General features: G+C 65.6%; 20 protein-coding genes and 2 pseudogenes. 11 read left to right on the top strand and 11 right to left on the bottom strand.

Annotated elements, in window-relative coordinates:
• Positions 1 to 38 precede the first annotated feature (38 nt).
• Both ACFFJ7_RS15765 and ACFFJ7_RS15760 read left to right on the top strand, forming a co-directional pair.
• Positions 39 to 1,661, top strand: coding sequence for an FAD-dependent oxidoreductase (locus tag ACFFJ7_RS15765; RefSeq protein WP_377593544.1), 1,623 nt, complete (start codon positions 39 to 41; stop codon positions 1,659 to 1,661).
• On the top strand, positions 1,658 to 1,981 hold the full coding sequence (locus tag ACFFJ7_RS15760; RefSeq protein WP_377593541.1) for a 4Fe-4S binding protein: 324 nt from the start codon (positions 1,658 to 1,660) through the stop codon (positions 1,979 to 1,981). The genes ACFFJ7_RS15765 and ACFFJ7_RS15760 overlap by 4 nt, the downstream gene beginning before the upstream one ends.
• A 26-nt stretch (positions 1,982 to 2,007) precedes the next feature.
• Here ACFFJ7_RS15760 and ACFFJ7_RS15755 read toward each other — a convergent pair whose 3' ends face one another.
• The 3 genes from ACFFJ7_RS15755 to ACFFJ7_RS15745 are packed head-to-tail and all read right to left on the bottom strand — an operon-like array spanning position 2,008 to position 4,489.
• Positions 2,008 to 3,081: a cytochrome-c peroxidase gene (locus tag ACFFJ7_RS15755; RefSeq protein ID WP_377593539.1), complete on the bottom strand. Its 1,074-nt coding sequence runs from the start codon at positions 3,079 to 3,081 to the stop codon at positions 2,008 to 2,010.
• Between the two features lie 12 nt (positions 3,082 to 3,093).
• Entirely contained in the window at positions 3,094 to 3,672 is a 579-nt protein-coding gene (locus ACFFJ7_RS15750) for an SCO family protein (protein ID WP_166955327.1), read from the bottom strand.
• A gap of 22 nt (positions 3,673 to 3,694) precedes the next feature.
• A complete protein-coding gene (locus ACFFJ7_RS15745; RefSeq protein ID WP_377593536.1) occupies positions 3,695 to 4,489 on the bottom strand; it encodes a substrate-binding periplasmic protein in 795 nt (264 codons plus the stop codon).
• Positions 4,490 to 4,691: 202 nt separating this feature from the next.
• On the opposite strand from ACFFJ7_RS15745, the gene ACFFJ7_RS15740 reads away from it, so the two are divergent.
• The 4 genes from ACFFJ7_RS15740 (at position 4,692) to ACFFJ7_RS15725 (ending at position 7,940) form a co-directional block, all read left to right on the top strand.
• Positions 4,692 to 5,756 carry an ABC transporter substrate-binding protein gene (locus tag ACFFJ7_RS15740; protein ID WP_166955323.1) on the top strand — a complete coding sequence of 355 codons (1,065 nt, stop codon included), beginning with the start codon at positions 4,692 to 4,694 and terminating at the stop codon, positions 5,754 to 5,756.
• 65 nt (positions 5,757 to 5,821) lie between these two features.
• The gene (locus tag ACFFJ7_RS15735; protein ID WP_166955321.1) at positions 5,822 to 6,679 is read left to right on the top strand and encodes an ABC transporter permease; all 858 of its coding nucleotides are present in this window, start codon (positions 5,822 to 5,824) and stop codon (positions 6,677 to 6,679) included.
• A gap of 17 nt (positions 6,680 to 6,696) precedes the next feature.
• Entirely contained in the window at positions 6,697 to 7,467 is a 771-nt protein-coding gene (locus tag ACFFJ7_RS15730) for an ABC transporter ATP-binding protein (RefSeq protein WP_166955319.1), read from the top strand.
• Positions 7,464 to 7,940 (top strand): tetratricopeptide repeat protein, encoded by a 477-nt coding sequence (locus ACFFJ7_RS15725; RefSeq protein ID WP_246225415.1) that lies wholly within the window; start codon positions 7,464 to 7,466, stop codon positions 7,938 to 7,940. The genes ACFFJ7_RS15730 and ACFFJ7_RS15725 overlap by 4 nt, the downstream gene beginning before the upstream one ends.
• Before the next feature lie 193 nt (positions 7,941 to 8,133).
• Here the strand turns inward: ACFFJ7_RS15725 and ACFFJ7_RS15720 are convergent, their stop codons facing one another.
• Positions 8,134 to 8,637: a peptide deformylase gene (locus tag ACFFJ7_RS15720; RefSeq protein WP_377593533.1), complete on the bottom strand. Its 504-nt coding sequence runs from the start codon at positions 8,635 to 8,637 to the stop codon at positions 8,134 to 8,136.
• Positions 8,638 to 8,835: 198 nt separating this feature from the next.
• Here ACFFJ7_RS15720 and ACFFJ7_RS15715 point away from each other — a divergent pair, with 198 nt between their 5' ends.
• Together ACFFJ7_RS15715 and ACFFJ7_RS15710 are read left to right on the top strand one after the other, a co-directional pair.
• A complete protein-coding gene (locus tag ACFFJ7_RS15715) occupies positions 8,836 to 9,261 on the top strand; it encodes a VOC family protein (RefSeq protein ID WP_377593530.1) in 426 nt (141 codons plus the stop codon).
• Positions 9,262 to 9,450: 189 nt separating this feature from the next.
• A pseudogene (locus ACFFJ7_RS15710) lies at positions 9,451 to 9,606 on the top strand (hydrolase); the annotation flags it as partial.
• Between the two features lie 195 nt (positions 9,607 to 9,801).
• On the opposite strand, the pseudogene ACFFJ7_RS15705 reads toward ACFFJ7_RS15710, so the two are convergent.
• Positions 9,802 to 9,897 (bottom strand): annotated as a pseudogene (locus ACFFJ7_RS15705) (LysR family transcriptional regulator); the annotation flags it as partial.
• Positions 9,898 to 10,408: 511 nt separating this feature from the next.
• Between ACFFJ7_RS15705 and ACFFJ7_RS15700 the strand changes: the two are divergent.
• Positions 10,409 to 10,801, top strand: a complete 393-nt coding sequence (locus ACFFJ7_RS15700; RefSeq protein WP_377594057.1) for a pseudoazurin — start codon at positions 10,409 to 10,411, stop codon at positions 10,799 to 10,801.
• 111 nt (positions 10,802 to 10,912) lie between these two features.
• On the opposite strand, the gene ACFFJ7_RS15695 is transcribed toward ACFFJ7_RS15700, so the two are convergent.
• The 6 genes from ACFFJ7_RS15695 to ACFFJ7_RS15670 form a co-directional block, all read right to left on the bottom strand.
• A complete protein-coding gene (locus tag ACFFJ7_RS15695) occupies positions 10,913 to 11,245 on the bottom strand; it encodes an RcnB family protein (RefSeq protein WP_166955311.1) in 333 nt (110 codons plus the stop codon).
• Between the two features lie 628 nt (positions 11,246 to 11,873).
• Complete coding sequence (locus ACFFJ7_RS15690) at positions 11,874 to 13,274, bottom strand: LLM class flavin-dependent oxidoreductase (RefSeq protein WP_377593529.1); 1,401 nt, start codon at positions 13,272 to 13,274, stop codon at positions 11,874 to 11,876.
• Positions 13,267 to 14,979: a dipeptide ABC transporter ATP-binding protein gene (locus ACFFJ7_RS15685; protein WP_377593528.1), complete on the bottom strand. Its 1,713-nt coding sequence runs from the start codon at positions 14,977 to 14,979 to the stop codon at positions 13,267 to 13,269. The genes ACFFJ7_RS15690 and ACFFJ7_RS15685 overlap by 8 nt, the downstream gene beginning before the upstream one ends.
• Positions 14,976 to 15,875 (bottom strand): ABC transporter permease, encoded by a 900-nt coding sequence (locus tag ACFFJ7_RS15680; RefSeq protein ID WP_377593526.1) that lies wholly within the window; start codon positions 15,873 to 15,875, stop codon positions 14,976 to 14,978. Before ACFFJ7_RS15680 ends, ACFFJ7_RS15685 begins: the two co-directional genes overlap by 4 nt.
• Positions 15,872 to 16,840: an ABC transporter permease gene (locus tag ACFFJ7_RS15675; protein ID WP_377593524.1), complete on the bottom strand. Its 969-nt coding sequence runs from the start codon at positions 16,838 to 16,840 to the stop codon at positions 15,872 to 15,874. The genes ACFFJ7_RS15680 and ACFFJ7_RS15675 overlap by 4 nt, the downstream gene beginning before the upstream one ends.
• Before the next feature lie 4 nt (positions 16,841 to 16,844).
• A complete protein-coding gene (locus ACFFJ7_RS15670) occupies positions 16,845 to 18,470 on the bottom strand; it encodes an ABC transporter substrate-binding protein (protein WP_377593521.1) in 1,626 nt (541 codons plus the stop codon).
• 221 nt (positions 18,471 to 18,691) lie between these two features.
• Between ACFFJ7_RS15670 and ACFFJ7_RS15665 the strand changes: the two genes are divergently transcribed.
• Together ACFFJ7_RS15665 and ACFFJ7_RS15660 are read left to right on the top strand one after the other, a co-directional pair.
• Positions 18,692 to 19,744, top strand: coding sequence for an NADP(H)-dependent aldo-keto reductase (locus ACFFJ7_RS15665; protein ID WP_166955291.1), 1,053 nt, complete (start codon positions 18,692 to 18,694; stop codon positions 19,742 to 19,744).
• Between the two features lie 333 nt (positions 19,745 to 20,077).
• The gene (locus tag ACFFJ7_RS15660; RefSeq protein ID WP_377593519.1) at positions 20,078 to 24,445 is read left to right on the top strand and encodes a tetratricopeptide repeat protein; all 4,368 of its coding nucleotides are present in this window, start codon (positions 20,078 to 20,080) and stop codon (positions 24,443 to 24,445) included.
• Positions 24,446 to 24,668 lie beyond the last annotated feature (223 nt).

Below are 24,668 nucleotides of genomic sequence, written 5' to 3'. Positions count from 1 at the left end.
TCAGGCATTCGGAAACCGGCCCTGGGAGACACGGAACCATGACGATCTCATCCACCATCGCGAACATCGCGGAGCCGTCGGCCTCGCTCGAACTCGACGCCGATGTGCTCGTCATCGGCGGCGGGCCGGCGGGAACCTGGGCGGCGATCGCCGCCGCAGGCAAGGGCGCGCGGGTCGTGCTGGTCGACAAGGGCTTCTGCGGCTCCTCCGGTGCGACGGCGCCTTCCGGCACGGGCGTGTGGTACGTGCCGCCGGATCCCGCCCGCCGCGGCAAGGCCATGAACAGCCGCTGGGATCTCGGCGGGCGGCTCGCCGATCCGGCCTGGATGCGCCGCACGCTCGACCAGACGTACAGGAACGTCAATCACCTTGCCGAATGGGGCTATCCGTTCCCGAACGACGGCGAGGGGCGGCCCATCCGCGTCAGCCTGAACGGGCCGGATTACATGCGGTTGATGCGCAAGCGCACCAAGGCCGCCGGCGTCAAAATCCTCGACCAGAGTCCGGCGACGGAGCTTCTGCGCGATGAAACCGGCGCGGTGGCCGGCGCCGCCGGCGTGCGCCGCCAGAAGGGCGATACGTGGCTCGTGCGGGCGGGCGCGGTGGTCATCGCCACGGGCGGCTGCGCCTTTCTGAGCAGGGCGCTGGGCTGCAACGTGCTGACGGGCGACGGCCTGCTGCTGGCGGCCGAGCTTGGCGCGGAGCTGTCGGGCATGGAGTTTTCCAGCGCCTATGCGATGGCGCTGGAGGGCGGCTCGGTCACCAAGACGCGCTTCTACGAGTGGGCGAGCTTCACGTTCGAGGACGGCAGTCCCGTGCCGGGCGCGGCGTCGAAGGGCGGGCGCTCCGCAATTGCCCGCGCGCTGGCCACCCGGCGGGTGTTCGCCCGGCTTGACAAGGCGGACGCCGAAACCGAGCAGGCAATGCGCCACTCGCAGCCGAACTTCTTCCTGCCGCTCGACCGCGCGGGCATCGATCCGTTCCGCGAGCGCTTCCCGATAACCCTGCTTCTGGAAGGCACGGTGCGCGGCACCGGCGGCCTGCGGATTGTCGACAACGGCTGCGCCACTACGGTGCCGGGACTTTACGCCGCCGGCGACGCGGCGACGCGGGAGCTGATCTGCGGCGCCTTCACCGGCGGCGGCAGCCACAACGCCGCCTGGGCCATGTCCTCCGGCTTCTGGGCCGGGAGTTCGGCTGCCGGGCACGGGCGGGATTGTCGCGGCCGTTCTCGCCGCTATCTGCGGGCGGGCGGCGCCGGCGTCGCCGACGGAACGGGCCGCGCCATCGACGCCCGCGCGCTCGTCAGCGCCGTGCAGGCCGAAGTGACCCCTTATGAGCGCAACTATCAGCGCTCGGGCGAGCGGCTTGCGGATTCGCTTGGCCGTCTGGATGCCCTGTGGTCCGGCATCCGCACCGCGCAGGCCGCTTCGCTGGACGAGGCGCAGCGCACCCGCGAGAGCGTCGCCATGCTCGCCACCTCCCGCTGGATGTACCGCAGCGCCCTGTCGCGGACGGAGTCGCGCGGCATGCACAAGCGCGAGGACTTCCCGGAGAAGGACGATGCGCAGCTTCACCACACGATCGCCGGAGGCCTCGACGAGGTCTGGATCGGTCGCGAACGCGCGTCCGCGCCGGAGCAGGAGGTGCTGGCGGCATGATCGAGGTCATCAGCAAGGATCGCTGCACCAGTTGCAACATCTGCGTCAACATCTGCCCGACCAATGTCTTCGACGCGGTGAAGGGCGGCATTCCGCTCATCGCCCGTCAGGACGACTGCCAGACGTGCTTCATGTGCGAGGCCTACTGCCCGGAAGACGCGCTCTATGTGGCGCAGAAGGCGGACGGCGTGACGGGCGTGACCGCCGCCGCGCTTGAGGAACAGGGCGCGTTCGGCAGTTACCGGCGATCGATCGGCTGGACGAAGGAGGGAAGAACCCGCCCGGCGCCGGAGATCATGAGCCGTCTGGACCATCATTGAACTGATCCGGGGCATGTTCCCCCGGATCAGAGCGTTTTCAGGAACGCGACCAGCGCGGCCTTCTCCTCCGCGCCGAGGTCGAGCGGCCGTATGTGCGGCGACAACGCCGCCGCATGGGGATACATCGGATCCGCCGCCTCGCGGGCATTCCGCGCCCATACCTCGCCGCCGCCGCGCGCGTAGAAGTTGACGACACCTTCCAGGCTGCCGACGTGGCCGTGATGCATATACGGCGCGGTGTCCGCGACGCTGCGCAGGCTCGGCGTCTGGAACCGGCCGATGTCCTCCGGCCGGCTCGTCACCCGGTATCGACCGAGATCTTCGCGCGGCTCGCGAAACGACGAGAGGCGGAGGTTGTGAAAACCGTCGTCGGTGAGGCGCGGCCCGAAATGGCAGTTCGCGCAGCCGGCCTTGGTTCGGAACAGGTGAAGTCCCTCGATCTCTCGGTCCGACAGCGCGTTGTGGTCGCCGGCCAGGAAGCGGTCAAACCGGTTCTCGCGCGGTTGCGCCACGAGATAGGCCGCGAGAGCTTCCGCGAGGCGCGGGGCGTCGATCCCGCTTGTGCCGAACGCCTCCCCGAACGATGCCCGATAGCCGGGCGCCTCCTTTATGCGGGCCAGGACATCCCCGAGACCGGGGTTACCCATCTCCGACCTGTCGGTCAGCGGCATCAGCAGCCGTTCGTGAAGGCTGACCGGCGCGCCGTCCCAACCGAAGGCGGAACGCGCGGGCGTGTCAAGAAGCGCAGTCGGATTGCGCAGGCCCGGCGTGCCGTCGTGCCCGAGGGCATGGGCCGAGCGGATCGTGAAGCCGGCGGCCGGATCGTGGCAGGACGCGCATGACAGGGAACCGTTCACGGAAAGGGCGGGATCGGCGAACAGTCGCGCGCCGAGCACCGCCTTGCGGGCTGCCCCTTCCGCCGCCGTGGTGACCGGCAGGGGAGCGAATTCGACGAAGTTCACGCCGTTATCGAGCGTCGCGGCCGGCCATTCGCTCACGGGTCCGGAGTAGGCCGCGCGCAGTGCGCCATCCGAAGAACCGCGTGCCGGCACCAGTCCCAGCAAGGCGGCGACAAACAGATAGCGGGCGCCGCGCAGCATGCCGGCGGGCTGTCAGCGCGCGCCGATGACAGCGCGAAACCTCGCAGTCTGCTGATCGAGAGGCGTGCGGTAGTCGACGGTGTCGAAGAAATGGCCGTTGCGATCCATCAGATAGACGACAGCCGTATGGTCGACATTATATTCGCCGTCGCCGAGTTCGACCTTGCGGTAGGTTGCCCGGAAGGCGCGCGCCACGGCGGCGGTCTCCTCGTCGGAGCCGCGCAGGGCGACGATGCGCGGGTCGAACGAACTCACGTAATCCCCGAGCACCTCAAGCGTATCGCGCGCCGGATCGACCGTGACGAACAGCGGCGTGATCCGGTCGCCGTCCGGCCCCAGCTCTTCCAGTATGCGGGACAGGTCGAAAAGGGCCGTCGGGCAGATGTCCGGGCAATGGGTGAAGCCGAAGAACACGGCATAGGGCCGGCCGAGCAGATCCTTGTCCGAAATCCGCTTGCCGGTATGCGCCGTCAGCGAGAATGCTCCGCCTATGGGCTCCACGGCATAGGCCCTGAAGTTCACGGCTGCCGCCACGATCAGGCAGGCGAACGCGATGCGGACAAACGCAGGAATTGGGGATAGCTTCGGCATGGCATCGTTCCGGTACGGGCGATCAGTGGCAGTCGGGTGCGTCCTGATCGAGATAGACTTCGAGCGCGACATTGGTGGCCCACCGCTGCCGCCGCTCGGCCCATGAGGCGGAGTCGGTGATCTTGCCGAAGGCGTCGCGCAGCGCTGTGAGCCCGGCGTTCGATTTTTTCGGAAGCAGCAGCACAAGCTCGCTCGGCAGGACGGCGGGGAGGGTGGCGGAGAATTTCCGCCAGTTGTCGGCCTCGAACAGCCGGCTGAGCAGCGCCGCGTCGTGGATCGCGGCGTCGCAGGCGCCGGTGCGCACGTCGGCGAGCGTTTGGGCGGGGGCGCGTTCGACCTTCAGTCTCGCGCCGATCGCCTGCAGGTATTGCTGGCCGGCAGCGTTTGCCTGCGTGACGCAGACGGTCTTGCCAGCGAGATCGGGCCACGCACGCACCTGCGTATCCGACCGCATGGCGACGCTGAGCCCGGACTCATAGGCGGTGGGGAGGACATCCACCCGCTCGCGAATCGCGTCGCCTGCATCCACCCGTGCGAGAATGGCGTCGACATCGCCGCCGTTCAGCGCCTTTTCCCTTTCCGCATCCGGAAGGGCGACGAGCCTCACCGGGCGGCCCGTGAGCCGGCCGAGCTGCCTGGCGAGGGAGGCCTCGAAGCCTTCCTCGGTGTAGAGCCGCGCCGCGGTCGATGCGTCGGCGGCTGGAATGTAGGAGACGCCGACGCGCAGCGCTCCGTCCGCCGCGACGGAGGGTGGCGCCGCCGACGCCTGAAGCGCGGCGCAGGAAACAATGGAAGAAAGCAGCAGGCAAAGGCGCATCGTCAGAACACAGATAATGCCGACCGTCAGCGTGCGTGGCCGGCGCGGTAAATCCGTCCGGGAGCGGCTGTCGGTCGGGATGTTTCCCGGAAGGCGGTCCGTGCGGAAGGGCAGTCGCCATCCGCACAATATGAATATTGACATGCCATGCAGATAAAGTCTATCAAATTAGTAGATCAAAAACCTGGAACGGAGATCTGCCATGTCCCACGCCTTCTTTCGCTGGGCGTCCGCCGCCCTTCTCGCAGCGGCTGTTGCCGCGCCCGTTGTCGCCGAGGCGAAGGAGCCTCTGCCCTTCATCAATCTCCAGCTCCGCCCCTGGACGGTGGTTGCGCAGGAGAGGGGCATCCTGAAGGAAGAGTTCGACAAGGTCGGCATTCCGCAGGTGAATCTCATCGCCTCCGGCACCGCCGAGCTTGTCGGTGCGGAATCGGCCGCGCTGAACAAGGGCGCGATCGCCATCGCCCAGCGCATGGTCTATCCGGCGACCGTGCATCGCGCCAACGGTCTCGACGCCGTGATCGTGTGGCTCTCCGAGCCGTCGGACAAGTACCGCACCCCCATCCTCGCGCGCGCCAGCAATAACGAGGTGAACGAACTCAAGGATCTGGAAGGCAAGAAATTCGCTTCTTCCCGCATATCCTGCTACTTCACGTCTCCCTTCGAGGCGCTCAACAAGGCGGGCGTGCCGCTCGACAGCCGGCTGAAGCAGGGCAAGGTGCGTTACCAGTCGATCGACAACACGGCGGCAACCAACGCGGCGCTGCTGTCCGGCGCCATCGACGCCACCGCAGCGCATCTGGCAACCAACAACGCCGCGGCGCTCTGGCTGTCGGGCGAAGTGAAGGTGGTCGGCCGCTCCCCGGACGACGGCGTCTATGTGAACGGCGCCGGCCGCGTGTCCTACTTCGCGATGCGCGAGTTCGTGGACGAGTATCCCGAGGCGGTGAAGGCCTTCCTCACTGCGCATGAACGCGCCAAGAAGTGGATTTCCGAGAACATCGACGAGGCATCGCAGATCATCGCCGAAGGCACGCGCGTGCCGGTCGAGATCGCGAAGTTCCAGATCACCGATCCCTCGACCTACGAGTTCATGAAGGGCGAGACGAACGCGACCAGCGCCCGTGAGAACATCAAGAGGTTCCAGGCGTGGTACGTTGAGAATGGCGACGACATCCTGACCGAGAGGCAACTGACGGCGGCCCAGATCGACGACTTCGTCGACGCCCGCTTCTTCGCCGGCGGGGAATACTCCGTCTACAACTGATCCCCGCGCACGCTGGTCAGGCGGTGGCGTGCGGCGTCGCGCGCCACCCGACCGAGGAATCCGGTATGACATCAACACTCGATCTCGAAAGGAGAGGCGCGGCCGGCAGCGCGTCACAGCGCGCATTGCGGCCCGGCGCGTCCTTCCTTTCCGGCCTGTCGTGGCGGCGGAGTTTCAACGGCATCGGCCTGATCCTGCCGCTCGGCCTCCTGGCGCTATGGCAGACCGCGACGTCGCTCCAGTGGATCCAGCCCGTCTTCCTGCCTTCGCCGCTGGCGACGGCGGGGGCGTTCTGGAAGATGCTGACGAAGCAGAACCTGCATCTGGACTTCCTCAGCTCCATCTCCATCGTGGCGCAGGCCTTTGTCTACGGCTCGCTCGCGGCGGTGGGGCTCGGCATCGCGGCCGGGTTGTCCCGCAAGGTGGAGCAGTTCTTCGGCCCCACCTTCGACACCATCCGCCATATCCCCGGTATCGCCTGGCTGCCGCTGATCGTGTTGTGGCTCGGCATCGGCGCCCCCGCAAAAATCCTCGTCATCGCGAAGTCGGTTTTCTTCCCCGTGTTTCTCAACACGTTGTCGGGCATCCGCAATGTCGAGAAACGCTATGTGGAACTGGGCGAGGTGCTGACGCTCACCCGCTGGCAGCTCGTGCGGCGCGTGCTCGTGCCTTCCGCCGTGCCGTCGATCATGGTGTCGCTGCGCTACTCGGCCGGGCTCGCCTGGGCGCTCGTGGTTGTGGCGGAAGGCCTTTCGGGGCTTGAGGGCATCGGCTTCCTGATCTTCCGCGCGCAGGGCCTGCTGCTTACCGACCAGCTTGTCGTCTGCATGGTGATCATCGGCTTCGTGGGCTTCGCCATCGACCGCACCATGTATGCGCTGCAGCGGCGCGTCCTGCGCTGGAAGCAGGGTTTCGACGGCTGATTTTTCGGAGAACGACAATGACCCAACGCGGCAGTCTCGACATCCGGAAGGTGTCGAAAAACTATGAGGTGGACGGCCGGCCACTGAAGGTGCTCTCCGATATCAACCTGCACGTGGGCCCGGGCGAGTTCATCTCGATCGTCGGTCCCTCCGGTTGCGGAAAGTCCACAATCCTGCGGCTGATCCTGGGCCTCGATACAGGATACGAAGGCGACATCCTTCTCGACGGCACGCGCATCGCCGGCACCAGCCTCGACCGCGGCATCGTTTTTCAGGACCACCGGCTGCTGCCCTGGCTGACGCTGGAGCAGAACGTGTCGCTGGCGCTGGAGAACGCGCCGCTCCCGGCGGCCGAGAAGCGGCGCACGGTGGCGCAGCATATCGCGCTCGTCGGGCTGCAGGGGTTCGAGACCGTCTTTCCCCATCAGCTTTCGGGCGGCATGGCGCAGCGGGGTGCCATCGCCCGCGGGCTGGCCGTGCGCCCGCGCATCCTGCTTCTCGACGAGCCGCTCGGCGCGCTGGACGCGCTGACCCGGCTCAGGCTGCAGGAGGAATTGCTGCGGATATGGAAGGCGGAAGGCGTCACGATGATCCTGGTGACGCACGACGTAGACGAGGCGCTCTACCTCTCCGACCGTGTCGTGGTGATGAATTCCGGTCCCGGTCGCATCGTGGGCGAGGTGGCGGTCGACCTGCCCACGCCGCGCGTTCGCACGAGCCCCGCTTTCGCGAGCCTGAAGCAGCGCGTGCTGTCGCTGATGGGCGAATACGAGCTGGAGGTGGCATGAAGCGCCTTGCGGTTCTTCTCGTCCTGCTGGCAGCGCCTGCGCTAACGGCCGTGCCCGCGCTTCTGGCCGTGCCGGCGGCGGCCGTGGATACGCCGCCATCCTCGGACCTGCCCGATCTCTCCGCCATCCGCGCCCAGATCTATTCGGGCGAGTATGAGGCGGCGGTGAAAGGCCTTACGGAGCTTTCCGCCACCGTCAGGCACGCGGACATCTACAACCTGCTGGGGTTCGCGACCCGCAAGCTCGGCCGGTATGAGGAGTCGGCGCGCTGGTACAAGGAGGCGCTGTACTACGATCCGACACACCGGCCCGCCATCGAGTATCAGGGCGAGCTTTTCATCGCGACCGGCGATCTCGAAGGGGCGCGGGGCAACCTGCAGATTCTCGATCTGCTTTGCCCCTCCGGCTGTCCGGAGCGGGAAACCCTCGCGGCCGCCATCGCCGGCGCGGAAAAAAGTCCACAGCCCCGGTGACGGCAGACATGCCCTTGCCTGCGAAAATCCTTTAGAATCTGTCCTGTTTACGTTGAAACAGGACAGATTCTCGATTTCTTATTTTGAGCGAATTCTGATCGGAACCCGCTCCAGGCGCCGCGCCGGCCATCGGCAACCCGACGACGCGGAAGGCGCTGCAGCGACCTTCTCGGGACGAACGGGGCGAGGGCTATCACGGCGCGCCGTCGTGCCGCGATTTCTCGTAGCGCCTGATGATCCGGTCGCGCTTCAAGCGCGAAATCCGCTGAAGCCAGAAGATGCCGTCGAGCTGGTCGATCTCGTGCTGGTGGCAGACGGCGAGCAGGCCGTCGCTTTCCTCGTTCTGCTCGTTGCCATCGAGATCACGGTAGTGCACCCGCACGCGCGCATGGCGCTCGACCTCTTCCGAAACACCGGGCATGGAGACGCTGCCCTCCCGCTGGCGGACCATGTCGGAGGAGGCGTGGACGATCTCCGGGTTGACGTAGATGCGGACGCCGTCGTCCGGCAGTTCGAGCACGACAAGCCGCCTGCCGATGCCGATATGCGCGGCGGTGATGCCGATACCCGGCGCGGCGCGCATGGTGTCGAGCAGATCAGCGGCGAGCATGCGCAGGTCCGCGTCGAAAGCGGTCACCGGCTCGGCGACGGCACGCAGACGCGGGTCGGGAAACTTCACGATCGGCCGAATTGCCATAGACTTCTCCGCGCCCTCTCCAGTCGGGCGATGGCGTCAGGTATCACGGCTTTTCCCGCCGGTGAAGCGCCGGAAAGCGGACGCTTCCCCTGCCATTGATACCTTCCGATGAACAATGCCGGGATTCCGGGCTATAGTTCTCCCGATCCGGGCAGCGGGCCATTCTCTCGCGGCGGCGGCAAAACGAGGGAGACGACCGTGGAATCCCCGAAGGCCATTCTCGAAACGACAATCTACGCCGGGGACATCGACGCCGCCGAGGCATTCTACCGCGATGTTCTGGGCCTCGACGTGGTGGCGAAGCTCGACGGCAAGTTCGTTTTCCTGCGTTGCGGCCAGCAGATGCTCCTGGTTTTCAACCCTGTTGAATCGGCGCGGGCAGGCGACGGTAACCCGATCCCGCGGCACGGCGCCTGCGGGTCCGGACATGTCTGCTTCCGCGCCGCGGATGTGGCCGAGGTGAACCGTTGGCGCGACCGCTTCCGCAGTTTCGGGGTCGTGATCGAGCACGAGCACGTGTGGGAAAAGACGGGCGGACATTCCGTCTATATTCGCGATCCGGCGGGTAATTCGGTGGAGGTGGCCGAAGGCCGGATCTGGGGTTTCGACCAGGCGGCGGGATGATCGGAGGTCCGGTGCCGCCGTCTGTATGTCGCTTAACGGCAGCGATAAACGGTTTTTCTATTTTATTGAATTGTGATCGAGGTATACAATTTACGCGAAAAATCCTGCCGTAAAACAATAATCACGGTAGCGGCCTGACCCATCGGGAGCCCGCCGTATCCCTTATTCAGCAGGAGATCGATTATGAGCATCACTGCAACCACGACCCCTGGCAAGACGCTTTTTTCCCCGGCAGATCACGCGCTCGTCCTCATCGACTACGAGTTCCAGATGGCGTTCGCGACCAAGTCCATCGCGCCGGAGCTGCTTCGCAACAACGCGGGCCTCATTGCCCGCGCCGCCGCCGAGCGCCGCGAAGCGGTCCAGCCGCCAGGTGCGCGGGCTGAGAACCGCGAAATCTTCGCCCTCGGTGAAGTGCGAACGGTCGGTCAGCACGAGCTGGACATGGTTGCGCGCCTCGCCCGGCGCGATGCGCTCCACGCGCCCGGCCGCCGTCAGCTTGGGCTTGCGCGTGCCCATCCGCTCGAACAGGTCGAGGCCGAGCTGCGCCTCAAGGCTGTCGGCGCCATAGCTCACGACCGAGACGGCGCGGTTGAGCTTGCGGGCGGCGCCGGCGAAGCTTCCCGCGTCGACCACTGCCAGAAAGATGCGAAGCTGTTCGAAGGTCGGGGTTCCGGGATTGGCCACTTTGAACTGCCTCTTGTCGGTTCAATCCGCTGCCCTCGTGAATGAAGCCGTGTGCCGTGGTATACGCAAAAAAGCGGAAAGGTCCATTCTCGGTGTGGCTCAGTCTGCTTCCTCCATGGGCTTCCCTTATTCGTGTCGCCGTCACGCCTGGAGCATCGAGCCGGGAACGCTATTCTCGGGTCCGATCTGCGACATGAACCGGGAGACGCAGCTGCATCGTGCGATTGCGTGTCGCATTTCCAGAAGGGGCGAATCCGGCTTCCCTCACGCCACGGCGCGTCAAGCCGGCGCATCGAAGCAGGTCGGGCAACCGGACGACAGGTGAAAAGCTTCGGAAGTGACGCGAGGAAGGGCAGGGCGTCGGCTTTCCGATGTCGAGGCTGCTGCCTGGGGAGAAAGACAAATGGTCAAAGTGATTGGTAAAGCCGTGTGTACCGTAGCGGCGCTGACGCTGCTTTCCATGCCGGCGATGGCCGAGGATTTCAGGATCGAGATGCTCAACAAGGGCAAGGACGGACTGATGGTCTTCGAGCCGTCGTTCCTCAAGGTCGCGCCCGGCGACAAGGTGACTTTCGTGCCGACCGACAAGACCCATAGCGCGGAAACGGTGAAGGGCCTCATCCCCGACGGTGCTGAGCCGTTCAAGGGCAAGGTCAACGAAGAAATCTCGTCGAGCTTCACGGTGCCTGGCGCGTACCTGATCAAGTGCCTGCCGCATATGCCGATGGGCATGGTGGCGCTGGTGGTGGTTGGCGACGGCGCGCCGGCCAACCTTGATGCCCTCAAGGAGGCCAAGCTGCCGAAGAAGGCGCGCGAACGGCTCGATGCAGCGATTGCCGGAGCCGGACTGTAACGCTCATCGGGCAACCGCTGTCGCCCGTCCGGGATACCGGGCGGGCGTGGCGTATTCTACCAGCCCGGGCGGCTTCGGGCGCTGAGGCCGCCCGGGCCGGGTTGTGCGGCCTTACGGATCGACGCGGTCGGCGACTTCTCCGTTGGCGCGGTCGATCAGGTAGAAGCTGCGGCCGACCTGCACCCACTGCTGGGTGCGCTTGGGTGGCGTCAGCCCCTGATGATAGGGGTTTTTCACTGGCTTGGCGCGGTAGGCCTCCGGCAATACTTCCCCGCGGGCGAAAGTCCGTGGCGTCGACGCGCGCGGCGTCGCGGGAGTTCGCTGCTGCTGGGCCAGTATCTGCGCCCCGGCGCCCTCCGACCGGGAGGGCGCGCCCGCCGGCGCCGCGAAAGTGGCGGCGGGTATCAGGCAGAGAGATAACATAAGCGTCGTCTTGTGCAGCATCGCTTGCTCCGCTTTCAATGAAAACAGGGGCCGGCCGAATACATCCGGCCGCTGTGAAAGAAACCGTCTAAAGGGGATTATTGGGTCGGTGCATGGATAGCAAGGCAGGATATATGAAATTTTTGTAAGTTTTTAGTAATTACAAATTACATTCTGATACATCTGTGTAGTAACGATAAATTTTTTTAAATATTATATTTCCAATATAGTTCTCAAAGAAGCGTGCGCGCCATCCGCTCGCCCGCGTATACTTCCACGCTGAGCAACGCCACCCCTCCGTGGGAATCACGCGGCGCCGGTCCGCCTCGATGAGCCGACATGTCGCTCACAGGCGCGCCGAAGCGCCCCTGATACCGCGGGGCGCAGCTTCGAATTTCGTCCGAGTGACCTGTCATCTGCTTCCCGCTGCTCCGGAACCGTTCGGGGGCCATGGGGCATGTCTTCGGAATCTCTGCCGTTCCTGTTTGGAAGGTTGCCCGGAGACCGCGGATAGGGTCTGGACGCGCAAGGGGCGCTTTCAGGAGGGCCTGCGGCCACGACGGCGGGAGAGCCGGCCGATGAAAAGTTGAGCGGCACCGTTTCAGGCGGTGCCGCTCCGGAAGTCGTTTCGATGTTGCCCGCTTATCCTTCACACGGTTTCGGCGAGGGCGGGAGCCGGCGCCGCGGCGGGGCGGGAAAATGCGCCGCGCCAGCGCGCGGCGGGATGGCGGTCCGGCAGCCGGTCGTGGCCGAAGAACCTGGCACGCAGCGTGCCCTTGCCATATTCCCGCTTGGCGAGGCCGCGCTTCTGCAGCACCGGCAGCAGGTATTCGTTGAACTCCCGGTACGATGGCGTCAGCGTCCAGTTGATGAGATTCACGCCGTCGATGCCGGCCTCCTGCCAGCGCTGGAGTTCGTCGGCGATCCGCTCCGGCGTGCCGACGAGGCGCGGATGACGCCGGGCCACCAGCGCACCGAGATCGCCCACAGTGGGCTCGCGGCCGGGGTTGCGCTGGCGCAGCCACTCGATCTGGCTGCGCCCTCCGTTGGTCCTCACCTCGACGAGCGGCGTCTCCGGCGGATAGGGTTCGCCCGTGTCCTGCGAGACGCCCAGATTGGTATGGGCGAGAAAGCCGTCGACGCTGATGAAGCGTTCGAGATCTTCCTCCTTGCGCCGCGCCTCCTCATCGGTGGAGCCTATGACGAAAGAGAACCCCTGAAAGAACTTGATGTCCTCGCCCCGCCGCCCGGCCGCGCGGGCGAGGTCGCGCGTCTCGCGGATCAGGCCGGCGGCGGCTTCGGGCGAGGGCGGCGTAATGAACTGCGCCTCGGCGTGGCGGGCCGCGAAGGCGCGCCCGGCGGGCGACGAACCGGCCTGGAACAGGAAGGGCGTGCGCTGCGGGGAAGGGGCGGGCAGGTGCGGCCCCTCCACCCGGTAGCGCGGCCCGACGTGGTTGATCTTGTGGATGCGCGAGGCATCGGAGAACACGCCCCGGGCGCGGTCCTTCAGGAGCGCGCCGTCCTCCCACGAGCCTTCCCATAGTTTGTAGACGACTTCGAGATATTCTTCGGCCCAGGCATATCGCTCGTCATGCTCGGTGAGCCGCTCGTGGCCGAAGTTGCGGGCCGCGTTCTCCTGCGTGCTGGTGACGATGTTCCACGCCACGCGCCCACGTGCCACGTGGTCGAGCGTCGACACCCGCCGCGCGAATTCGAAGGGGTGCGCCTGCAGGACGGAGGAGGTGAAGGCAAGGCCCAGGTGCTCGGTGCTGACAGCAAGCGCCGAGATGAGCGCGGAGGGGTCATGGTTGGGTATCTGCAGCCCCTCGCGCGCGTTCACCTCGTAGCTGCCGCCGAGCGGGCCGTAGAGCCCGACCACGTCGGCGAAGAAGATCGCGTCGAACAGGCCTTCCTCCAGTGTCCGCGCCAGCTCGATCCAGGTGTCGATATCGTCGAAATCCGCCTGCTTCGCTTCCGGATGCCGCCAGAGGCCGTGCTGGATGTGAGAGACGGTGTTCATGACGAAGGCGTTGAAGTGAAGCTCAGCCATGCGAGGTTCCTTTGATGCGGGGCAGGCGGTCGTGCAGGACCGCCGAGACGAGTTCGCGTGTGTAGTCCTGCTGGGGGGCGTCGAAGATGGCATCGGCCGTTCCCTCCTCCACCACCTCGCCGTTGCGCATGACCAGCACGCGGTCGCTCAGATGCCGGATCACGCCGAGATCGTGGGAGATGAAGAGGTAGCTCACGCCAAGCGCGGCCTTGAGATCGCCGAGCAGGTCGAGGATCTGCGCCTGAATGGAGACGTCGAGCGCCGAGACCGGTTCGTCGCAGACGATGATGCGGGGGCGGGGAGCCATGGCGCGGGCGATGGCCACACGCTGCCGCTGGCCGCCGGAAAGTTCGAGCGGCCGCCGGCGCCGGTGCGCCTTGCCGAGCCCGACAAGTTCGAGCAGTTCGTCGATCTGAGCATCGCGCCCGAAGCCGGCGGCACCGCCGGCGAGCGCATCGCCGACGATGCGCTCCACCGTCCAGCGCGGGTCGAAGGAACTCAGAGGGTCCTGATAGACCACGGATATCTCGCGCCGCAATGGCCGCCGTCCGGCTTCGTCGAGCGCGCTCCAGTCGCGCCCCAGAAGGCGCACGGTGCCTTCGTCCGGCCTGTCGAGCGCCAGCGCCAGCCGCGCCGTGGTGGACTTGCCGGAGCCGGACTCGCCGACGATGCCCAACGTCTCGCCCTGTGCCAGCGAAAAATTCACGCCCCGCACCACCGTGCGCCACTGACCGTCCGGCCCGCGGAAGCGTTTCACGAGGTCGCGCCCTTCCAGCACGGGGCCGGGCGTGTCGCCGCCCCGCCGGCGCCAGTGCGCGGCATCCGCCGTGAGGCGGGGGGCGGAGGCGGGGGCGAGCCGCGTGCCGCGCGTATGCGCCGCCGGGATCGCGTCGAGCAGCCGGCGCGTGTATTCGTGCCGGGGGGCGGAGAAGAGGGTCGCCACCGGCGCCTGTTCCACCACCTCGCCGTGGCGCATGACGATCACCTCGTCGGCCATGCGCGAGACGACGGAGAGATCGTGGCTGATGAGGATCAGCGCCTTTCCCCGGTTCCTGGTCGCTTCCAGCAGGTCGAGGATCTGCGCCTGCACGGTGACGTCGAGCGCCGTCGTCGGCTCGTCCGCGATCAGCAGCGCGGGATCGAGCGCCAGCGCGGAGGCGATCAGGGCGCGCTGGCGCTGACCGCCGGAAAGCTCGTGCGGCAGCTGCCGAGCCTTCACCTCTGGCTCCGGCACGCCGACGAGGCGCAGCAGCTCGACGACTCGGGTTTCCTGTTCCTCGCGGCTGCGAATCACACGGTGGATGCGCAGGCCCTCGCCGACTTCGTCGCCCACCGGGCGGAGCTGGTCGAGCGAGACGAGCGCGTCCTGAAGGACGAAGCCGATGTCGCGTCCGCGCAGCCGCTGCCAGTCGCGCTCGCCATAGCGGGTGAGGTCGCGGCCGGAGAAGGCGAGCCTCTCCGCTTGCACCGTGGCGTTGCGGCCCGTCAGGCCCACGAGGCTGCGGGCGGTGACGCTCTTGCCCGAACCCGACTCGCCCACGATGGCGAGGCAGCGGCCGGGCTCCAGCGCGAAGGAGATGCCCTTGACGACGGCGCCGGCCGCCGCCGGATCCCGCCCGAAGCCAACGCGCAGCCGCTCCACGGTCAGCAGCGGGGTGGCAGTGGCGTTTGCTGCCCGATGCAGCAGAGGATCACGCGCGGTCATGGGTTGACCCGCCCTTCCAGCCGGTCCTGAAGATGCTGGCCTATTACCGTGACCGACAGGGCGAAAAGGATGATGGCGAAGCCCGGCATCACCTCCAGCCACCAGGCAACGGTGACGTAATTGCGCCCGGCGTCGAGCAGCGCGCCCCATTCCGGCGAGGGCGGCGCCACGCCGAGGCCGAGAAAGGCGAGGCTCGATGCCCAGACGATGGTCTGGCCGACGCCCATGGTAATCATCACGATCAGCGGGCGCATGGCATTGGGGAAAATATGCTGGCGCACGATCCGCCCGTAAGGATGACCAAGAGCGCGTGCCGCCTCGACGTAGCCCGAGTTGCGCACGACGAGAAACTGCCCCCGGATCAGCCGCGCATAGCCCGGCGCGCAGCCCAGGCCCACGGAAACGATGAGCGTCGTGGTCGTCGCGCCGAACACGGCGACAAAAAGCAGCGCCAGAAACAGGTTCGGGAAGGCGAGCAGGACATCGAGAAAACGGCTCAGCGCCGCATCCGTCCGCCGTCCCGCAAGGCCCGCCGTGACGCCGACGAGCAGCGCGATGCCGATGCTCAGCCCTATGGCGCCGAGGCCGATCGCGAGCGACTGCCCCGTGCCCTGGACGACGCGCGAATAGAGATCTCGCCCCGACTGGTCCGTGCCGAAGAAATGGTCGAGGGACGGCGACTGCAGCGTGGCGTAGAGATCGGTGCGGAAGGGGTCGTGCGTCTGCAGCAGTGAAGGCGCCACCGCCGCGACGAGGAAGAACGCCACGACCGCGCCCGCCGCATAAACGGTGGCCGGCACCGTCCGCAGCACGTCCGCGGAAGGCAGGAACCGGAGGAACTGGTCCCCGACGAGTGTCTGCGGATAGACGGAAAGTTGATCGGCGGGCTTGGTCATGATTGTTTCAGCCTCGGGTCGATGATGGGATAGAGCAGGTCGACGATCAGGTTGGCGATGACATAGGCCGCCGCGGAGGCGATGATGATGCCCGTCACCAGTGGGATGTCCCGCGTCGCGGTGCCGGTCACCAGCAGGCCGCCGATGCCGGGCCGCGCGAAAACCGTCTCGATGACCGCCGCGCCGGAGAAGAGAGAGCCGAGCGCCCAGCCGGACAGCGTGATGCCCGGCAGCACGGCATGGCGCAGCACATGGCGCAGGCGCACGGCGAGGTTGCCCATGCCCCTCATCCGGGCTGAAGTGACGAAGGGCTGCTCCAGCACCCGTCCGAACTCCGCGCGGATGATCTGGCCGATGAAGCCCGAGAGCGGGATGGCGAGCGCCAGCGACGGCAGGATGAGTCCCTGCAGGCCGCCGCCGCCTTCGACCGGAACCCAGCGCAGATGGATGGCGAAGACGGCGAGCAGGATGGTACCGATCCAGTAGGGCGGCGCGACGGCCTTGATGACCTGAAAGCCGCCGAAGGCGCGTGCGACCGGGCCGTCGCGCCCGCCGGAGAAGACCGTCATGGCGATGGCGATCGCCCACGCCAGCGCCAGCGCGAGAGTGGGCGCGATCTGCCCGGCGATGAGTTCCGTTACGGGCCGGTGCGACTGGTAGGATTCGCCGAGATCGCCCTGAAGCACGCCCCCGATGTAGTGCAGATATTGCTCCCAGAAGGGCCGGTCGAAGCCGTATTTCGCGTTCACCGCCGCGAGTTCCGCGGCGGTCGGCTGGGTGAAGGTGCCGGCGGCCGCGTTGATCATCAGTTCCGCGCGGTCGCCCGGCAGGAGGGACTGCACGCCAAAGGTGATGCTCGCCGTGGCCCAGATCACGAAGATCGCGCCGAGCAGGCGGTGCAGGACGACCCTGACGCTGCCGGCCCGCGTGGGCGCACCGGCCACAAGACCCGTCGATTCACTCATCGGCTCATTCCTCGAACCAGGCATCGTGGAACACCGGCTCGCTCACCGGGCTGGAAATCCAGACGTCGCGCAGCTTCGGCTGTGCCGCGATGGTGAAGGTCAGCGGAAACAGGCCGATCACGGCGGCGTTGTTCACGATGAGCCGCTGCGCATCCTGATAGAGCTTCAGCCGCTCTGCATCATCGAAGGTACGGTCTGCGGTCTCGATCAGTTTCCACAGCTCCGGCGGCTGGAAGCGCGAGGCGTTGTTGGCGTTGATCACGCCACCCTCGTCCGGACGCCACGAAATCTTGAGGATTTCCGCCGAGGACGCCACCCAGTAGGCGGGCTGCGCCTCGTAGTCGTCGACAGTGCGGCCTTTGCCGGCGAACCAGTCGGCCTGTGGAATGGGCTTCAGCACCACCTCGAAGCCGACATCGCGCGCCTGATCCTGAAGGATCTGGAGCACGAGCGTAGCGTCGGCGGAAAGCAGCGACCCGCCGGCGTAGAGCAGGCGCACCGTCAGCGGCTTGCCGTCCTTCTGGCGGACGCCGTTGCGGTCCCGCGCGCTCCAGCCGGCCTCGTCGAGCAGCCGGTTGGCGGCGGCGGGATCGTACGGATAGCTGTCGTGAAGCGCGCCGACGTGCTCGGGCGAACTCTGGCTGAGGGAGCCGTTGCCGTTGTACGGGATCGAGCCGTGGGTGGCCACTTCCACCGCCTTGCGCCGGTCGGAGACATGGGCGAAGGCCTGGCGCACGCGCACGTCGTCGAAGGGCGGGCGCGCAGTATTCAGTTGCAGCCTGGTGGGCGTGCCGCCGGTGATGTCCTGAATGATGGTGTAGTTCTTCTGCGCCTCCGCCCAGTAGACGGCGGGCACGTCATAGATCGCGTCCGACTCGCCACTCTGCAGCGAGCCATAGCGCAGCGTGTTGTCCTTGAGGAACTTCCAGACGATGCCGTCCACATGGGCCGGCCCCTGATGCTTCGCTGTCGCCGGGGCGGAATTGTAGTCGGGGTTGCGCTTCAGCACCACATACTGGCCACGCTTCCACTCGTCGACATAGAACGGCCCGGAGCCGATGGGCTTCTCGCAGATCGCCTCCTGCCCCTTTTCCAGGGCCGTTGGTGACAGGATGCCGAAGAAGTAGGTCGCCAGCACGGTAAGCAGCGGCTGATAGGGCTTCGACAGCTCGATCTTCAGCGTCAGCGGATCGGGCGCGCTGATCTGCCTGATGTATTCGGCGACATAAAGCTTGGCGTTGCGGTTCGCCTTTGCCGGGTCATCGGAGAGCCAGCGGTTGAAGTTGTAGAGGATCGCGTTCGCGTCGAGCACGGTGCCGTCGGTGAACTTCACGTCGGGCTTTATCCTGAACGTATAGGTCAGGTTGTCGTTCGAGACCGTCCAGCTCGTGGCGAGCCAGGGCACGATATTGCCGTCATGGTCGCGCGCGACGAGGTTGTCGGCATATTGCCGCTGGATATAGCCCGCCTGTACCCAGCCGGTGTAGAGGCAGGGCGGCTCCTGATAATGGCCGTATCGGATGATACCGCCCTGCCGGGGCTCGCCCGCCGCAGCCGCCGACGCGGCAAGGGCAAGCGCCATGGCGGCAGGAATGGATCGCACCGCGAGACGGCGGACGGGTCTGGTCATTGAAAACTCCGTTTGTGTAGCGGCAGCGCCACACCATTTTTATAGTTTGTCGATAGACAAAGTCTGATGAAAGAAATCCATATGGGAAGGAAGAAAATTTTGCCGATCGGGCAAGGATTTCTTCCTGTCTGCGGGGGTGGTTGGTGGATTGTGGCTTTTATGTCTACTCAGTATGTAGACTGCTGGCGCATTCGCGCTTGCAGAGATCAGAAAGAGCCCAAATGACCGAATACCGACAGCTCGGCCGTACCGATATCCGCGTTTCCTCCATCGCGCTCGGCACGATGACGTGGGGCCAGCAGAACACCGAGGCCGAGGGGCATGCGCAGCTCGACTTCGCCCTCGACCGCGGCATCAACTTCATCGACACGGCTGAAAACTATTCCATCCCGCCACGGGCGGAGACGCAGGGATCGACCGAGCGCATCATCGGCACGTGGCTCAGGGCGCGCGGCAACCGCGACCGGGTGGTTCTCGCCACCAAGGTTTCCGGCCCGAGCGACCGCACCTATCTGCGCAAGGACGGCAGCCTGCCCCGGCTCGACGCCAGAAACATCAACGAAGCCATCGACAATTCGCTGAAGCGGCTGCAGACCGATTATGTCGATCTCTATCAGCTTCACTGGCCGAACCGCCCGTTACCGCTTTTCGGCGGCGGTAACCATGCGCCCTCGCGTGGCGGGGACGGCGCGGAGGTGCCGGTGGAGGAAACGCTCGATGCGCTGGCTGAACTCGTGCGGGCCGGCAAGGTGCGCCACATTGGCCTCTCGAACGAGACGGCCTGGGGCGTCTCCCGTTTCCTGCACATTTCGGAGATAAAAGAGCAGCCCCGCGTCGTCAGCGTGCAGAACGCCTATAACCTGCTGAACCGGACCTATGAGAACGGGCTGGCCGAATTCCACGAGCGCGAGCAGGTGGGCCTGCTGGCCTATTCGCCGCTGGCGCAGGGCTTCCTGACCGGCAAATATCGGAATGGCGCCCGCCCGGCCGGCGCGCGCGTGACCCTCTTCGATCGCGGGCAGCGCTACCAGAAGCCCGGCACGGCGGAGGCGATAGACAGCTATCTCGCCATCGCGAGTGATTTTGGCCTCGATCCCGCCCAGCTCGCCATTGCATGGGTGACGAGTCGCCCCTTCGTGACCGCGAACATCATCGGCGCGACGAGCCTCGAACAGCTTGAGGCCGACCTCGCATCGCGCTCGCTCGTCATCACGCCGGAAATAGAGGCGCGGATCGACGCAGTGCACCAGCTCCACGGTAACCCCGCGCCCTGACGGGCGCGCCACGCCGTTAACCGCTCCCGTCCGTGGGAGGTGCTGGAAACGTCAAGCGGATCGCCGTTGAAATGCGTGCGGTATCCGGTTGCCTTCTGCTTTCTTCACGGACGGGCACCGCGATCCGAGGGCATCGGGGGCCGAAGTGGTGGACGGAAGCTCTCTCGTCCTTGCCGGAATAGATTCGCTATCCCCATCAAATTGTGCGATGACCTCGGAGCCTGGAATCTCCCAAGCCAGTCCTGCCGGTGCGCGGAGGCCGGCATACGCGGATTTACGTGATCTCCATATCATGTTATACTTCTAATAGTTATCACTATTCCGGAGTTTGTCGTGTCCGCCAATAGTCCTATTGCGGCTCTTCGTATTGCCAACGAAGGGTTTCTGGTTGCCAGTACTATCGAGCGCTGCCCCAAGACGATGATGCTGCGCGAGCTGGTGATGAATGCACTGGAAGCGGCGGGTACCGCGCCCGCAGGCCAGCAGTTGGTGGATATCAGGCCCAGGATGATCGATGGCGTCCGCAAGCTCTCCATCTGGAATACCGGGCTCGGCATGACGGCGACAGAACTGCATCGCATCTGCGATCTGGCGTCATCCCTGCACAAGGTGAATGCGCTGGACCGGAACTTCGGCATGGGCGCGAAAGTCGCGTCGCTGCCCTCCAACAAATACGGCCTCCGTTATCGCTCGTGCCGGAATGGCGTGGTGAGCGAGGTGACAATGGGGCAACGGCACGGAATCTATGGGCGGATTCCTTACCGCGAGGCTGCATCGGCCGTCGGGTCCGAGGTCGATGACGTAACCGCCCTCTGCCGTTTCGAAGGTGACTACAACCTGTCGTCTGACTGGACGGAGGTTGTTCTGTTCGGCAACCGGCAGGAGCAGGACACGTGGCTCAATCCCTATGACAACGATCCGTCGGTGCCGCCGGACTGGAGCCTCCACTATCTCGCCCGGCGCTTCTTCCGCACGCCTGCGGGTGTGTCGCTGACGGTGAGCGGCGGTGCACCGGGGCTGCCCGATCGCGTATTTGTTCCCGCTGAAGCGCGCTTCGGCCGCATGCACCGGATCGAGAGCGTATCGACCGTCGGCGGCATCGTTATCCACTACGGTTACGAGCCGGTGGTCGCGCCGGATGCGGATGGCATCCGGATAGCGGGACAGGTCAGCCTCGTCTATCGCGGCGAGATTTATGCCATCCGCCAGCAACAGGAATGGCTTCAGGAGGCGCCGCTTTTCGGCATACCCTTCGGCGCCGGACATTTCACGGTTTTCATCGAGCTGCCGGACGACTTCGAGGTGCAGCCCGATCTCTATCGCCAGTTTCTGCGGTTCAGGAAAGGCGATCAGCGGCAGGTCCATGCCGGTGATTTCGCACCGCTGGTGCGCGACGGCATTCCCGCCTGGCTGCGCCAGATCATCGCCTCCTATGGCCCTGCGCAGGTCGATTTCCTCGGCGATCTGAAAGGTGAACTGCAGGAACTGCTCGCCGAACTCGGCATCGCCCCCCAGTATCGGGGAACCGGCAAGGTGCGCGGCATGCCCGAAGAGGCGAAAGAGCCTCAGCCCCCGGTGTCGCCGCCCGGAACTCCGCCGTCTTCCCCGCCGCGACCGCCGGCCCAGCAGACCTTCGAGAAGCCACCGGAAATCATCGCCCTGTCGGACGAGGCACAGATCGATGAGCGAGGGCTTCAGGGCAGGGTTGCGAAATACTATCCGGCGACCCATCAGTTATTCGTCAACCTGACCTATTCGGCCGTTGCACGGATGGCTGCCCAGCTGGAACATGCCTTCGAGGCCGCCCCTGGCGGAGAAGCCAGGGGAAGGATAGCGCGTGACCTTGCCGAACGGGCGATTACCCGCAAGGTGTCTCGCGCCGTCATCTACAGCCTCGGCAAGAAGGCGGTGGGCTGGTTGCCGGACGAGATATCGCGCGTGCAGTCACCCGAAAGCCTCAGCATCGTCGCGGACGACTACGCGCCGCTGCTGCCTGCCGCGCATCAGCGCATGGCGGCCATGCTGGGCATCGACGCGCCGTCCGGAGCGGTTTCCGCCCCGACCCGTGTTTCGTTGGCGCAGCGACTGATCGGTGAACTGGCGGACGCGCGGCAGGCGGCTCGCCGCGCCTTGCAGACGCCGACCGTCAATCCCGTCCCGATCCTGCGTCGCGTCAGCAATATCGAGGCGCAGCGGCGCAACTGGGCGGCGGCGGTAGACTGGGCGCAGCAGGCCCTCGATGCCGGCCCGGCGGACGGAGACTCGTACCTCCATCTCGCGCGCATGCAACAGCAGAAGGGAGATCTCGATCTCTCGGAGGCAACTGTCCGGAAAGCGCTCGATCTCGGGCTTCCCGGGCCCAGCCGCTATCTGCGCCACGTCAGCGCGCTGGCGCAGCAACGGGGAGAGCCCGCACAGGCGGCGGAATGCGCCCGCCAGGCGCGGGACATTGAACCGGCGGACGCCGGCGCCCATCATCACCTGATCGGCCTTCTGCTGCAGCAGAACGATCTCGATGCAGCCGAGGAAGCGGTCGAGACGGCGCTGGCACAACATGAAAAAAGGCCAGGACCGTTTATCCGCCACCAGAGCAATGTGGCGGGGAAGCGACGCGAACTGGCGCGGGCCGTGGAACTGGCGCGACGTGCGCTTGAAGCGGATGCATCCGACGTAGAGTCGCATCACCACCTGATCGGGCTGTTGCTGCAACAGAACGATTTCGCTGGCGCCGAGGAAGCGATTGCAGCCGGACTGGCCTTGCATGGGGACAAGCCCGCCCGGTTTATCCGGCACCGGAGTAATCTTGCCGTCAGGCGAGGCGATCCTGCACGGGCTGTGGAATTTGCCAGACATGCCGTCGACGCCGATCCACTTGACGCGGGCATGCATCACCATCTGATCGGCCTTCTGCTGCAGCAGAACGATCTCGATGCAGCCGAGGAAGCGGTAGAGACGGCGCTGGCACAGCATCAAAAAAGGCCGGGACCGTTTATCCGCCACCAGAGCAATGTGGCGGGGAAGCGACGCGAACTGGCGCGGGCCGTGGAACTGGCGCGACGTGCGCTTGAAGCGGATGCAACTGACGTAGAGTCGCATCACCACCTGATCGGGCTGTTGCTGCAACAGAATGAATTCGACGCTGCCGGGGAAGCGATTGCGGCCGGACTGGTCTTGCACGGGTACAAGCCTTCCCGGTTTATCCGGCATCAGAGCAATCTAGCCGCCAGACGGCGCGATCCGGTGCTGGCTGTGGAACTGGCCCGGCGCGCCGTGGATGTCGATCCTTCGGATGCAGGCTCGCATCACCACCTGATCGGCCTTCTGCTACAGCAGAACGATCTCGATGCAGCCGAGGAAGCGGTCGAGACGGCGCTGAGGCAGCACGGTAATCGACCGGCAGCGTTCATCCGCCATCTGAGCAATATCGCCACCAGGCGGCGCGATCCGGTGCGGGCAGTGGGACTGGCACGGCGTGCGCTTGAAGCGGATGCATCTGACGTAGAGTCGCGTCACCACCTGATCGGGCTGTTGCTGCAACAGAACGATTTCGCCGGCGCCGAGGAAGCGATTGCAGCCGGACTGGCCTTGCACGGGGACAAGCCCGCCCGGTTTATCCGGCACCGGAGTAATCTTGCCGTCAGGCGAGGCGATCCGGCGCTGGCCGTGGAGCTTGCCAGACATGCAGTCGAGGCCGATCCATTCGACGCCGGCATGCATCACCACCTGATTGGCCTTCTGCTGCAGCAGAACGATCTCGATGCAGCCGAGGAAGCGGTAGAGACGGCGCTCAGGCAGTACGGTAATCGACCGGCAGCGTTCATCCGCCATCTGAGCAATATCGCCACCAGGCGGCGCGATCCGGTGCGGGCGGCGGAACTGGCGCTGCATGCGCTTGAAGCGGATGCATCTGACGCAGAGTCGCATCACCACCTGATCGGGCTGTTGCTGCAACAGAACGATTTCGCCGGCGCCGAGGAAGCGATTGCGGCCGGACTGGCCTTGCACGGGTACAAGCCTTCCCGGTTTATCCGGCATCAGAGCAATCTAGCCGCCAGACGGCGCGATCCGGCGCTGGCTGTGGAACTGGCCCGGCGCGCCGTGGATGTCGATCCTTCGGATGCAGGCTCGCATCACCACCTGATCGGCCTTCTGCTGCAGCAGAACGAGCTTGACGTCGCGGAGCAGGCAATTGCGGCCGGATTGGCGCTGCACGGGCACCAGCGCGCGATGTTTCTTCGCCATCAGAGCAATCTCGCCGCCAAGCGTCGGGAGCCCGCGCGGGCGGTGGATCTGGCTCGACAATCGCTGGAGATCAATTCGGCCGACACGGGCTCGCACCATCATCTGATCGGTCTGCTGTTGCAACAGAATGATCTGGATGCAGCCGAGGAGGCAAGCCGGGCCGGGTTGACGGTAAATGGTGAGAAGCCCGGGCCGTTCTTGCGACAGCTCAGCAAGGTGGAAGCGCGCCGCAAGAATATGGGCGCAGCTGTGCTTCTGGCCAGGCAGTCACTGGAAGCAGACCCGTCCGACCCATGGTCGCACGATTATCTTATCGGTCTCCTGCTGCAATCGGGCGATCTGGACGAGGCCGAACGTGCGGCGCATGCCGCGCTCCGGCTGGGCGCACAGAACGGGCCCGACTTCAACAGGCACGTCACCGGTATCGATGAGCAACGTAATAAGCAGGCTGCTGCCTGACGCGGCAAGTCAAATAAAAGGCCTCCCGAGACCTGATCATGGCCGCTCGGGAGGCTTGCCGGTTTCCGGGGGGCGTTCCGGTCAAGTCGGGTCATTCGACCGGTAAGAATTCGTTCAAAATCAAAGAATTAAAGTACGACGATGCGGATCCGGCGCGCTCTTTCCGCCCCGGAATACTTCCCTACATGAAGCGTCTCGTGGAGGGGGGGGCGGAATTGACCCG

The organism is Pseudochelatococcus lubricantis (assembly GCF_042432495.1).
In the GTDB taxonomy this organism is placed as follows: Bacteria; Pseudomonadota; Alphaproteobacteria; order Rhizobiales; family Beijerinckiaceae; genus Pseudochelatococcus; species Pseudochelatococcus lubricantis.
This window is presented reverse-complemented; position numbering and strand designations above follow the sequence as displayed.